Consider the following 12,953-nt stretch of genomic DNA (forward strand, 5'->3'; position numbering starts at 1 on the left):
ATTCATCAGTCACTACCCCATCATCCCAAAGACACCGTGAGGAACAATTTCGCCCATGACTCGCGTCGTCGTGATCGCCACCGGAGGCACCATCGCCACCAGTACCGACCAACACGGAATAGCCCGCCCGACACGTAGCGCCACCGACCTGGTCCACGATCTGGGCGCCGGAGTCCAGATCGACACCGTCGACCTCATGTCGGTCGACAGTTCCGAACTGACCCCGGCCGACTGGGACCGGATCGCAGTGGCGGTGCGGGCCGCCGGTGACGCCGATGGGATCGTGATCACGCACGGCACCGACACCATGGAAGAAACCTCGTTGTGGCTCGACATGACGTACGACGGAGCCGTACCGGTGGTCCTGACCGGCGCGATGCGCAGCAGCGACGCGCCCGATGCCGACGGCCCGGCCAATCTGCGCGATGCGATCAGCGTGGCCGCCACTGGGTCCGCTCGCGACCTCGGGGTGCTGGTCAGTATGGCCGGCCAGGTGTGGCAGCCCCTGGGCCTGACCAAGACCGGGCACGGTTTGCTCGGCACGGCGGTCGGGTCGCTCAGCGACGGCTCGTTCGTCCCCGGTGCGGTCAAAAGACGGCCACGACTCGGCGCGTTGTCGGCGGCGTCCGCGCCGCGGGTGGACATCGTTGCCGCGTATGCCGGCAGCGACGCACTGGCCATGGACGCCTTTGCCGCGGCGGGCGCCGGTGGACTGGTGCTCGAATCACTCGGCTCGGGCAATGCCGGGTCCAAGGTGCTCGCCGGGGTGCAGCGGCTGTGTGCCGCCGGCGTCGCGGTGGCGATTGCGACGCGGGTGCCCGGTGCACGCGTCACATCGGGCTACGGTCCCGGACGGGCATTGCTGGACGCCGGGGCGGTGTCCGCGGGCGGGTTGCGCGCCGCCCAGGCCCGCGTATTGCTGATGGCGGCACTCGCCGCCGAGATATCGGTGACAGACCTGTTCGCTGAGTGGGTTTAGCGAAACCGTCCCACTGAGTGGACGATTTGTCCGTCAACATGCGCTGAATTGACGACCCAATGATAATTTCCCCCACGCCCAACTCCCGGGGGGATGACAGTGGAATCGACGGCGCTCGGTAGCCGACACCAACCGCAGAAACGCCTCGACATTCAGGGCATGCGCGCGATCGCAGTGGCCCTCGTCGTGCTGTTCCACGCGGAGCTCCCCGGATTCGGCGGCGGTTACGTCGGTGTCGACGTCTTCTTTGTGATCTCCGGATTCCTGATCAGCACGCACCTGTTGAGCGAGCTACGCCAGCGCGGGCATATCCGGTACGGCGCGTTCTATGCCCGGCGGGTGCGACGGCTGCTGCCGGCCGCCTTGACCGTCATCGTCGCCACGGTGGCCGCAGCCGCCTGCTGGGTGTCTCCCCTGCAGTTCGGGTATGTCGTCAAGGACGCCATTGCCGCGACGTTCTACGTGCCGAACGTCCTGTTCGCCTACCGCGCGACCGACTACCTCGCCGACAAGACGCCGTCGCTGTTCATGCACTACTGGTCGCTCGGCGTGGAGGAACAGTTCTACCTGCTGTGGCCGGCGTTGCTCGTCGGGCTGTTCGGCCTGGTCAAGCTGCGCAGCCGTCGCGTGGCTGCCATCGCCGCGGTCGTCGCGGCATCGTTCGCGCTGTGCGTGTGGCTGACCGGCTTCTCGCAACCGAACGCGTTCTTCATCCTGTTCGCACGGATTTGGGAATTCGGCGTCGGCGGCCTCGTCGCGCTCATCCTGCTGACTCGTGGCCGCGTCTTCGGTGACCGCGTCGGTGCCGTCGCCGGCTGGGCCGGGCTGGCCGCGATCGTCGGCAGCGGTGTGCTGTTCTCCACCGCCACCGAATACCCCGGCGACGCCGTGGCGGTGCCGGTGCTCGGCACCGCGCTGCTGATCGCGGCCGGCCCCGTCCGCCGGGGACCCGCGGCACTCCTGAGCCTGCGCCCGCTCACCTGGATCGGCGATGTCTCGTACTCGCTGTACCTCGTGCACTGGCCCCTGCTCGTGCTGCCCGTCGCCGCCACCGGCTACATGCACACCTCGCCCCTGTGGTTGCGTGTCACGATCGTCGCGGCCTGTGTCCCGCTGGCGTGGCTGCTCTACCGCTACGTCGAGCAACCGGGCCAGCATCTGACATGGCTGAACGCGGCCCGCCCGCGCCGCACGCTCACCGCGACCGCCGGCGTGATGGCCGCTGTCTGCGCCGTGGTTCTCACTGTCGCCGTCTTACAGAGCCCGACGTTGGACGCGGGCCGACCCGCAGCACCTGCCCGGCTGAGTCTGAAACCGGCCGGCACCCCATATGTGCCGAGCAATCTGAATCCCCGGCTGTCTGCCAGCGAGAGTGCCCAGCCCGTCATCTATGCCAACCATTGCCACCGTGACGAATGGGCCACAAATGCGGCCGGTTGCGTGATCGGCACCAACCCTGCGGCCCCAGTGGTCGTCCTGTTCGGCGATTCCCATGCCGCGCAGTGGTATCCGGCGCTGTCAAAGTTGGCCGACCAGGGCTTGATCCGGCTGGACAACCGCACCAAGAGCCACTGCCCGTCGGCCCACATCCACATCGCCCACTACCCGCGCTGCGACCGGTGGCGCGAAGCAGTGCTCGACAGCCTGGCAGACACCAAGCCCACGCTGATCTTGCTGGCAGGCTGGGGAGCCAGCTATGTGCGCGACGACGCGGACGCAACAGCGCACTGGCGGAAAGCACTCACAGACACTCTCGACGAACTGCCGACGCAGTCGCGCGTCGCGATGCTCGCCGACACCCCGTCGACCGGTGTCCCGCCGTCGTACTGCCTGGGTCTCTTCCCCACCGACACCCAGCGGTGCGCGCTTCCGCGCAGCAAGGCGCTCGACGCGCGCGTCCGCCTGGCCGAACGGGATCTGGCGGCCAGGGGCGCATTCAGCTATCTGGATTACACCGACTACCTGTGCAATGACACCGTCTGTCCGACCATCCTCGGTGACACCCTCGTCTACCGCGACGGGCATCACCTCACGACCGACGTGAGTGTCCAACTGGCACCAGTGGTCGCTGCGGGCCTGATGCCGCTGCTCAGCGCGGACGACGAACACCTCGAGCCGGGACCGGCCGAGATGGCCGTCACGGGCCCCGGCTTGCCGGATCGGGGGCACGGCCTGCCGCCCCACCACGACTAGTTCGCGTCGTCGGCCGGCAACTGCGCCAGGTACTCCTGCCAGTCCAGGCTGTCGACGGGATCGGCGCGGGTGATCTCCGGATCGTCGGCCGCGACGGTGCGGGCCACCCCGGGACCGCTGGCCCGGGTCTCGAATCGCACTGTCATGACGCCATGCCCGGCGCCCTGCACCCAGCCGTGGCCGTGATCCGGATGCCGCACGTCATCGCCGACGCGCCACGGGGATTCGGCCGGCGTGGCGCTCAGCGGGCCGGCCTCACCTGCCGAGGTGGCGACCTCGGCATCGTCCGCCATCTCCAACTCCGGGAACAGGGACTCCTGCCGGGCGTCGGTCAGGCCCGAAAATCCAACGCCCACAAGGCGAATCGGACCGATCTCGATGGGATCGAGCAGCAACCGGCGGGCCGTCGCCGCCAGGGTCGACGGGTCGGTCGTCGCGTACGGCAACGTGGCCGAGCGGGTCAACGTACTCATGTCTGACTTCTTCAGCTTCACCGTGACGGTGCGGGCACCGCGCCCGTCGCGCTGCAGCCGGCGGTGCGCGTGCTCGGCGATGGGCCCGATCCTCTCGCGCAATTGGTCAAGGGTCGTCAGGTCGACCTGGAACGTGGATTCGGCGCTGATCTGTTTGGCCTCGGCGCGCTCGACAACCGGCCGGTCATCGATGCCGCGGGCCAGCCGGTGCAACGCCGGGCCGACGGTGCCGCCGAGGACGTCGGCGGCCTCGGCATCGGTGAGCGCCGCCAGCGCGCCCACGGTCTCGATGCCCAGCCGGTGCAGCTTCTCCTCGGCTACCGGCCCGATTCCCCACAGCTTGCGGACCGGTAGCGCCGCCAACAGCGAGCCCTGCTCGTCGCCACTGATGATCCGGACCCCGTCGGGCTTGGCCAGACCCGACGCGATCTTGGCGACCTGCTTGCCCGAACCGGCGCCGACCGAGGCCACCAACCCCGTCTCGGCGCGCACGGCGGCCCGCAGGTCCTGACAGAACTGCCGGACCTCGTCAGGCTCGGCGCCGACCAATTCGGCCGGCTCACCGAACGCCTCGTCGAACGACAGCTGCTCCAGCACCGGTACCACGGCACGCACCGCGTCGAGCGCGCGCCGGCTGGCCACCGAATACACCGCACCACGCGGCGGCAGCACGACGGCGGAGGCACCGACGAGCCGCCGGGCCTGATGCATGGGCATCGCCGAGCGGGCGCCGAATCTGCGGGCCTGGTAACTGGCCCCGGCCACCACGCCACGACCACCGAGCCCGCCGACCAGCACCGGGCGGTCCCGCAACGTAGGCCGGGTCAGCTGCTCGACGGACGCGAAAAAGGCGTCCATGTCGAGGTGCAGGACCCAGCGATCCACAGTCGCCAATGCTATGTCGATACCCTTCTCGGCATGAACGACGTGCCGATCCGTGACGAATCGATCCGGCTGGGGCAGTTCCTCAAACTGGCCAACCTCATCGACAGTGGCGCCGACGCCAAGGCGGTCATCGGCGACGGCATGGTGCGCGTCAACGGCCAGGTCGAGACACGGCGCGGACGGCAGCTGCGTCCCGGCGACACCGTGACCTTCGAGGGGCAGTCGGCGCGGGTCAGCGGCTGACCCGCGCCCGGGGCCGTCAGGCCTTCGCGATCGCGGCCCGGACGCCGTCACCGACGTCGGCGCCGTCGGCCAGCTCGCCCGCATCCACCACGGTGAAACCGGTGGCCAGGATCTCGCCGGCGATCAGGTCGGCGTGGGTGGTCGCCCACTGCTGCTTGTCGGCCGGCACCGCGAACGTCACGGTGATGCGGTCGGACACGTCGAGGCCCGTGGCTTTGCGCAGGTCCTGCAGTTCACGGATCCGGTCCTTCGCCCAGCCCTCGGCTTCCAGCTCGGGAGTGACGGTGGCGTCGAGCACCACCAGACCCGCACCCTCGGGCAGCGCCGCGGTGAAGTCCGGTTCTGCCGCAACGAGTTTCGAGCTGTACTCCGCCGGCAGCAGCACGGCGGGGCCTGCGGTCAGCGTGCCGTCGGGATTGACGACGCCCTCCCCCGCCTTGACCGCCTTGATCGCGGCCTGCACGTCCTTGCCGATGCGCGGACCCGCGACGCGCGCGTTGACGGTCAGTTCGAACTTGCCGTAGGCGTCGATGTCGTCGGACAGTTCGACGGCCTTGACGTTGAGCTCGTCGGCGATGAGATCCTTGAACGGCGCGAGGGCCGACGGATTATCTACGGCCACAGTCAGTTTCGGCAACGGCAGCCGCACGCGCAGCTTCTTGGCCTTGCGCAGCGACGAACCCGCCGAGCACACCTCGCGCACACGGTCCATCGCCGCGACCAACTCGGGGTCGGCCGGGACCACACCTGCTTCGGGCCAGTCCGTCAGGTGGACCGAACGCTCGTCGGTCAGCCCCTGCCACATCTTCTCGGTGGCCAGCGGCAGCAGCGGTGCGGCCAGGCGGCAGGTCACCTCGAGCACGGTGTGCAGCGTGTCGATGGCGTCGGCGTCTTCTTCCCAGAACCGCGAACGGGACCGGCGCACATACCAATTGGTGAGCGCCTCGGCGAACTGGCGCAGCTGCTCGCAGGCGCCCGAGATGTCGCACGCGTCGAGCGACTCAGTGAGGGTGTCCCGCAGGTCGGCGAGCTTGGCCAGGATGTACCGGTCCAGCACGTGCGTCGAATCCGTGCGCCACGTGCCCTTCTTCGGTGCATACAGCGCCAGGAAGGAGTACGCGTTCCAGACCGGCAGCAGCACCTGCCGGACACCGTCGCGGATGCCCTGCTCGGTGACGATCAGGTTGCCGCCCCGCAGGATCGGCGAGGCCATCAGGAACCAGCGCATGGCGTCCGAACCGTCGCGGTCGAACACCTCGGACACGTCCGGGTAGTTGCGCAGCGACTTGCTCATCTTCTGGCCGTCGTTGCCCAGCACGATGCCGTGCGCCACACAGGTCTTGAAGGCCGGGCGGTCGAACAGCGCGGTAGCCAGCACGTGCATGGTGTAGAACCAGCCGCGCGTCTGGCCGATGTACTCGACGATGAAATCGCCCGGGAAATGGGCCGATTCATCCGCACTGCCGTCGAACCAGTCGGCGTTCTCGAACGGATAGTGCACCTGCGCATAGGGCATCGAACCCGAATCGAACCAGACGTCGAACACGTCCTCGATGCGGCGCATGGTCGACTTGCCGGTCGGATCGTCGGGGTTGGGCCGGGTCAGCTCGTCGATGTAGGGCCGGTGCAGGTTGTCGGGCCGGACGCCGAAGTCGCGTTCCAGCTCGTCGAGGCTCCCGTAGACGTCGATGCGCGGGTAGGCCGGGTCGTCGGACTTCCACACCGGAATCGGGCTGCCCCAGTAGCGGTTTCGCGAGATCGACCAGTCGCGCGCATTGGACAGCCACTTGCCGAACTGGCCGTCCTTGACATGCTCGGGGTACCAGGTGATCTGCTGGTTCAGCTCGACCATCCGGTCCCGGAACTCGGTGACCTTGACGAACCACGACGACACCGCGCGGTAGATCAGCGGGTTGCGGCACCGCCAGCAGTGCGGGTAGGAGTGCTCGTAGGTCTCGTGCCGCAGCAGGACCGGAGCGTTGACCGCCGCCGGGCCGGTGCCGTTCTTGAGATCCTTGATGATCTGCGGGTTGGCCTCGAAGACCTGCTGACCCTGATAGTCGGGCACCGTCGAATCGAACCGGCCCGTGGAGTCCACCGGCGTGACGGCGACGATCCCGGCGGCGTCACAGGTGGCCTTGTCGTCCTCGCCGTAGGCCGGCGCCATGTGGACGATGCCGGTGCCGTCCTCGGTGGTGACGAAATCGCCCTGCAGCACCTGGAACGCGTTCTGCGCCTTGTCGCTGTCGACGAAGAACGCGAACGGCGGCAGGTAGTGCGTGCCCAGCAGTTCGGCGCCGAGGTAGGTGCCGACGACCACCGGCTCTTCGCCGAACTCGCGCGCATAGGCCGCCAGCCGCGGCTCGGCCAGCACGTAGTTCTGCTCGTCGGGGCCCACCACCTGCACGTAGGTGACCTCGGGGTGCACGGCGACGGCCTGGTTGGACGGCAAGGTCCACGGCGTCGTGGTCCAGACCAGGAGGCGGGCACCGGCCACCGGGCCGTCGGTGGCGACGAACCCGACGGTCAGCGCCGGGTCCTGCCGGCTCTGGTAGACGTCGTCGTCCATCCGCAGCTCGTGGTTGGACAGCGGCGTCTCGTCGTTCCAGCAGTACGGCAGCACGCGGTTGCCCTCATAGGCCAGGCCCTTGTCCCACAGCTGCTTGAACGCCCAGATCACCGACTCCATGAACGTCAGGTCCAGGGTCTTGTAGTCGTTGTCGAAGTCGACCCAGCGGGCCTGGCGCGTGACGTAGGACTGCCACTCGTTCGAGTACTTCATGACCGACGCCCGACACGCGTCGTTGAAAGCGCCGATACCCATGGCCTCGATCTGGGCCTTGTCGGAGATGCCGAGCTGGCGCTGCACCTCGAGCTCGGCGGGCAGGCCGTGGGTGTCCCAGCCGAATCGGCGCTCGACCTTGTAGCCGCGCATGGTGCGGTACCGGGGAACGATGTCCTTGACGTAGCCGGTCAACAGGTGGCCGTAGTGCGGCAGCCCGTTGGCGAACGGCGGACCGTCGTAGAAGACGTATTCGGGGGCGCCGTCGCGGCGCGCGATGCTGGCGCGGAAGGTGTCGTCACGGGCCCAGAACTCCAGAACCTCGGTCTCGAGGTCGGGGAAATTCGGTGTGCCACTGGCTGTCTTGGGGTACGCGCTCACGTCTGGTCTCCAGTGCCGTCAGCACCAAACGGTGCTCAGTTCCAGGCACGGGGACGACGATCTCGCGTCTGGACGCGAGTGCCGCGGTACCACCCCGCTTGCGCACCGCCGACCCCGGAAGGTCGCACGCGTGCGCCGCTCAACTGCAGGCGATGACGGGCCCACCCGTTCGGTTCTACTGAGCCGCGGCGTTGATGGCGCCGGCCGTTCTTCCGAATGCTCCCCGGTGATGGCCGGATCGATGCGAATGCAGCGATTCTAACGGGCGCGGGCCGCCGCGGATCACGCCGGACTACTCCGCGACCGGCAGGGCCTCCGAGGCGAGCTCGATGACGGCGTAAGAGAACTGCTCGGCGAGTTCTTCCACGGTGTAGGGCTCGAACTGGTGCCGGGCGTACCACCAGTCGACGTGCAAGGCGTCGTCGGCGTGGAACGCGCGGACCTCGAGCGTGTGGGCCGGGCCCGGGTGCTCGCCGTCGATGGCGGACATGCCGTAACTGAACAACACGTCGGCAACGTCGTTCGGGTCGGCCGCGGCGGCCGCCAGGGCGCCGCGGACCGCCTGCACCATCGCGGTGGCGTCGACGTCCGATGCGGAGGCCGCCTCCACCTCGAGCCGCCGGATCACGGCCAGGCCGCCGCCGGAGCGTTCCTTCGCTGCGGCCACGTCGACCGCGGCTCGGCCGGGCCCGATGACCCGCTCGATCGCGCGGCCGAGGGCGGCGATCAGCAGCACCTCGGCATCGACTCCCAGGTATTCGACCGCGCCCTCGAGCTCGGCGGTGATCACCGGCGACAGCGGGGCCTCGAGGCGCCGCATGTCGACCGCAGTACCGGCGGTGTCGAAGCCGCCGAACTCGTAGTCGGCGACATGCATCGTCGCCGCAGCAGCAGAAGGGAGAACGGCGTCGAACTCACCGGCGTACGCAAGAGTCATGTGATGCAGACTACAACACGATTCCCAAATTTGGGACATAGCTCCCGAAACTGTGACGCCCATGTCAATTACGGCTTATGTGTCGCAAAAACAGTTGCTAGCAACCAAAGGGGGGAAGGGTCTATCGTGGCAGAGTGCCCCGAACAGACCAGAACGGCAGACAGCTCAAGGCGCTGCTCGACTACATCTTCGACGGCGACGTCGAAGCGAGGGAGATCTACGGTGCGCTCGGAACGTCGAGCAGTACGTACTACCGGCGAATCAAAGAGGCCGACTATCCCAACGCGGAAGAACTCCGCCTGGTGGCCGATCACTTCCGGTTGAGCTATCCCGACCTGCAGGTTCGGTTCGGCCTGATGAGCCACGACGAGGTCATCAACTACATCCAATCGGCACCCCTCGCGGTTGCCACGGCGGCGCCGGCGGTCCCCAAACGCGCCACAAAGTTGTCGGAGATGACGCGACGCGCTGATGCGCCGCCGCTATGACCAGTAGAATCTGAGCGTTCGCAGGCGCTGGCAAAGGCTCCAACCATGGCTCTCACATTGCTCATAACCATCACTCTCGCCTGTATGGCGTGGAGTTTGTGGATTCGTCGCGTCACCTGGTCGTGCCGCTGGGAAGTGGCAGCGACCCTCAACATCGCGCTGCAGGCCGCCGCCGTCGCCCTGATGTCCCCGATGGCCGCCGACACCCTGGGCCGCGCCATCCACTCGGCAACCGGTGTGTGGAACCTGCCCGCCTACCTCGGACATGACTGCTACATCGTGGCCGCCTCGGCCATCGTCTACAACGCCATCGGCCGCCTGGCCGACGACGCCGCCATGCAGAAGATGTTCACGCAGTACATCGAGCGGCCCGCGACCCTGTGCATCCCGGTGCTGCTCGCGCTCTTCTCGATGAGCGTGGCCGGTCGCGAGTACTCCCCCGACCTGTTCACCATGCCCACCGACGGCTGGCTGGCCGCGTACTGGCTGGTGCTGTGCGGCACCCTGACCTACCTGCTGGTGTTCGGCGGCCGCGCCCTGCTGGTGTTGCGCAAGAACCCCGACTCGCGGCGCATCGCCAACATCTATCTGTTCGCCACCGCCAGCGGCATCATGGCCTGCGCCACCCGCATCCTGACATCGCTGGTGCCCGAGCTGCAGCCCCTCGAAGACGGCAAGTTCGTCTGGGTCTTCGCCTGCATGTGCGGCGGGGTCTTCGCGCTGGCGTCCGCGCACTCGTGGCTGATCAAGACCAAGTGGTTCTCGAAGGCGGCCCACTGAGCCTCCAGCGCTGACCGTCGGAGACTCGTCAGCAAAAGGCCCGATCCGTCAAAATCTGCGAGGATGCCTTACTCTGCTATCCGGCACCCGGTGTCAGTTTGACTGTGTTTCACCACCTTCGACGACACCCGGCCTTCACCCCTGCCCGAACATCCCCGAGGAGGAAGTGTCCGTGATCGAGTCGTCTCTGCCGGCCGTCCTGCGCGAGCGCGCCAGCCTGCAACCCAACGACGTGGCTTTCACGTTCATGGACTACGACACCGACCCCGATGGCGTGGCCAAGACCCTCACCTGGGCTCAGCTGTACCAGCAGAGCGTCGCAGTGGCGCACGAACTGCGCCAGCACGGTGAGATCGGCGACCGCGTGGTGATCGTCGCCCCGCAGTGCCTCGAATACGTCGTCGGCTTCCTCGGCGCCCTCGAGGCCGGCATGATCGCCGTCCCGCTGACCCAGCCGATCATGGGCCACCACGACGAGCGCGTCATCTCGGTCATGAAGGATGCGCAGCCGGTCGTAGCCCTGACCACCGCGGCCAGCAAGGACGCCGTCGCGCAGTACGCGACGCCGAACGACGACGGCCGCAGCCCCGTCGTGCTGGCCGTCGATGAACTGGACCTGGAGACGCGTCGTAAGCCGTTCTCCCGCCGCGAAGTTCGGCCCGAGACCGCGTACCTGCAGTACACCTCCGGCTCGACCCGCACCGCCGCCGGCGTGATGGTCTCGCACCGCAACGTCTCGGCCAACTACGAGCAGATGATCGCGGTCTTCTTCTCCGAGTGGGGCAAGGTCGCGCCGGCCGGCAGCACCGTGGTGACATGGCTGCCGCTGTACCACGACATGGGCCTGCTGCTCGGCGTGTGCACGCCGATCCTGGGCGGCTGGCACACCGTGATGACCAGCCCCATCTCGTTCCTGGTCAAGCCCGCCCGCTGGATGCAGTTGATGGGCAGCCACAAGAACGTCATCACCGCCGCGCCGAACTTCGCCTTCGACCTGGCCGCCGCGCGGACCACCGACGAGGACATGGCCGGCAAGGACCTGAGCACGGTCCTGACGGTCTTCAGCGGCGCCGAGCGCGTACAGCCGACCACCGTGAAGCGCTACATCCAGCGCTTCGCCAAGTTCGGGCTGCCGGGCAAGTCTGTCCGCCCGAGCTACGGCCTGGCCGAGGCGACCCTCTACGTGGCATCCCGCGAATCCGGCGAGCCGCCGACGGTCGTGGAATTCGACACCGAGAAGCTTGCCGACGGCATCGTCGAGCGCGTCGAGTCCGGCAGCCCGCTCGTGAGCTACGGCTTCTCGCCCTCCCCCCTGGTTCGCATCGTCGACCCGGAGACCCGCCGCGAGGCTGCCGAGGGCACCGTCGGTGAAATCTGGACGCACGGCGAGAACGTGTGTGCCGGCTACTGGAACAAGCCCGAGGAAACCGAGAAGACCTTCCGCGGCGTACTCGAGGACGCTCCCGAGGGCACCCCGTCGGAGTACTGGCTGCGTACCGGCGACCTCGGCTTCATCTCCGAAGGCTCGCTGTTCATCATCGGCCGGATCAAGGACCTGCTGATCATCCGCGGCCGCAACCTGTACCCCGACGACATCGAGGCCACCGTCAGCGCGGTCTCGGGTGGCCGTACCGCCGCCGTCGGTTTCGAGGAGGACGGTGTCGAACAGTTCGCCGTCGTCATCGAGATGAAGAAGCGCGGCGAGACCGAGGACGAGGTCCGCGAGAACCTGGCACAGGTCAAGCACGACATCACCTCGGCCATCTCCCAGGTGCACGGTGTGAATGCCGCCGACCTGGTGCTGGTCGGCCGGGGCTCGATCCCGATCACCACGAGCGGCAAGATCCGCCGCCAGGCCTGCACCGAGCTGTACCGCAAGGGTGAACTGGCGCGCCTGGACGCGTGATCCACCTCCGGTCCCGGGCTGCGTAGCGCGGCCCGGGATTCGCGGTGGACTGATCCTGCGCTAGGCGCGGGTGAGGAGAATATCGGTTCGCCGGACCGGGGTGGTTCGAATCTCGGTGAGCGGGCGTTCTCTCCATTTCAGATACCACGCATTGCTGTAACCGTTCTCCACTTCGTATGCCACGAAGTTTTGCTGAATTCGCTTGAACAGCACATCGAATGCGGGTTGGTCGTCTTCGGGATTGGCCTCGAAGATGATGCTCATATTCTCGGGAAACGCATCGATATGGTCGAAAATGTCGTTGAGAATGGTTGTTTCAGCACCTTCGACATCCATCTTGATCAGCCGGATACGTGCCAATTCCTCGGCCGAGAGAATATCCAGCAACGGAGCCGCTGCGACTGTCGCGCATTTCTTCCCGCGGCGCGACGGCAAGGTGGTGGTGGCACCGATGTTTCGGGGGCCGAAGTCATACAGGTCGAGTTCGCCCACACGGTCGGAAACCGCCACATTCACCGGGCGGATGTGGTCGGCGAGTTCGGGGTTGCGGTCGAGATTGTGCAGCAGCTTCCGGTAGATGTGCGGTGCCGCCTCGATGGCCACGACGTCGGCTTTCGTCGCCGCGAGCATGGAGTCGTAGCCGATGTTCGCGCCGATGTCGACAAACAGATCGCCCGGAGCCAGACTGCTTTCGATGATTCGCGAAATGGCGGGTTCCCACACGCCGTAGTAGATGATGCTCCGCTGTATCGAGTCGACGGGGTCGCAATGCACGGTGGCCCCGTAATAAGTGGTCGCGTCTCGCGGCTTTCTGAGCCCGAGTTGATACCAGTCGAGAATGCCACCCCCGATCCATCCTGGGAGTGGCCGCAATGAGTCAGCGAATTTCCGGAGATCCATAGCTGA

10 protein-coding genes are annotated in these 12,953 nt (G+C 67.2%); 6 read left to right on the forward strand and 4 right to left on the reverse strand.

Annotated elements, in window-relative coordinates:
• The first annotated feature begins 55 nt into the window (after window positions 1-55).
• Window positions 56-979 (forward strand): asparaginase, encoded by a 924-nt coding sequence (locus VXD91_RS05615; protein ID WP_346414887.1) that lies wholly within the window; start codon window positions 56-58, stop codon window positions 977-979.
• 159 nt (window positions 980-1,138) lie between these two features.
• The gene (locus VXD91_RS05620; protein ID WP_346414888.1) at window positions 1,139-3,172 is read left to right on the forward strand and encodes an acyltransferase family protein; all 2,034 of its coding nucleotides are present in this window, start codon (window positions 1,139-1,141) and stop codon (window positions 3,170-3,172) included.
• Here VXD91_RS05620 and VXD91_RS05625 read toward each other — a convergent pair.
• Window positions 3,169-4,530 carry a DNA polymerase IV gene (locus tag VXD91_RS05625; RefSeq protein WP_346414889.1) on the reverse strand — a complete coding sequence of 454 codons (1,362 nt, stop codon included), beginning with the start codon at window positions 4,528-4,530 and terminating at the stop codon, window positions 3,169-3,171. The genes VXD91_RS05620 and VXD91_RS05625 overlap by 4 nt on opposite strands.
• A gap of 33 nt (window positions 4,531-4,563) precedes the next feature.
• On the opposite strand from VXD91_RS05625, the gene VXD91_RS05630 reads away from it, so the two are divergent.
• On the forward strand, window positions 4,564-4,773 hold the full coding sequence (locus VXD91_RS05630) for an RNA-binding S4 domain-containing protein (protein ID WP_061000815.1): 210 nt from the start codon (window positions 4,564-4,566) through the stop codon (window positions 4,771-4,773).
• A gap of 16 nt (window positions 4,774-4,789) precedes the next feature.
• Here the strand turns inward: VXD91_RS05630 and ileS are convergent, their stop codons facing one another.
• Complete coding sequence (ileS, locus tag VXD91_RS05635; RefSeq protein ID WP_346414890.1) at window positions 4,790-7,936, reverse strand: isoleucine--tRNA ligase; 3,147 nt, start codon at window positions 7,934-7,936, stop codon at window positions 4,790-4,792.
• Window positions 7,937-8,228: 292 nt separating this feature from the next.
• Window positions 8,229-8,873, reverse strand: a complete 645-nt coding sequence (locus VXD91_RS05640) for a hypothetical protein (RefSeq protein WP_138249237.1) — start codon at window positions 8,871-8,873, stop codon at window positions 8,229-8,231.
• Between the two features lie 134 nt (window positions 8,874-9,007).
• Here VXD91_RS05640 and VXD91_RS05645 point away from each other — a divergent pair, with 134 nt between their 5' ends.
• The 3 genes from VXD91_RS05645 to VXD91_RS05655 all read left to right on the forward strand — a co-directional run bounded on the left by VXD91_RS05645 (window position 9,008) and on the right by VXD91_RS05655 (window position 12,047).
• A complete protein-coding gene (locus VXD91_RS05645; protein ID WP_020100525.1) occupies window positions 9,008-9,361 on the forward strand; it encodes a hypothetical protein in 354 nt (117 codons plus the stop codon).
• Window positions 9,362-9,406: 45 nt separating this feature from the next.
• Window positions 9,407-10,141, forward strand: coding sequence for a hypothetical protein (locus VXD91_RS05650; protein ID WP_043396370.1), 735 nt, complete (start codon window positions 9,407-9,409; stop codon window positions 10,139-10,141).
• Between the two features lie 166 nt (window positions 10,142-10,307).
• Entirely contained in the window at window positions 10,308-12,047 is a 1,740-nt protein-coding gene (locus VXD91_RS05655) for an AMP-binding protein (protein WP_073696517.1), read from the forward strand.
• A gap of 60 nt (window positions 12,048-12,107) precedes the next feature.
• On the opposite strand, the gene VXD91_RS05660 is transcribed toward VXD91_RS05655, so the two are convergent.
• On the reverse strand, window positions 12,108-12,947 hold the full coding sequence (locus VXD91_RS05660) for an FkbM family methyltransferase (RefSeq protein ID WP_061000822.1): 840 nt from the start codon (window positions 12,945-12,947) through the stop codon (window positions 12,108-12,110).
• Window positions 12,948-12,953: the final 6 nt, after the last annotated feature.

The sequence above is a fragment of the Mycobacterium sp. SM3041 genome, from assembly GCF_039668335.1.
GTDB lineage: Bacteria > Actinomycetota > Actinomycetes > Mycobacteriales > Mycobacteriaceae > Mycobacterium.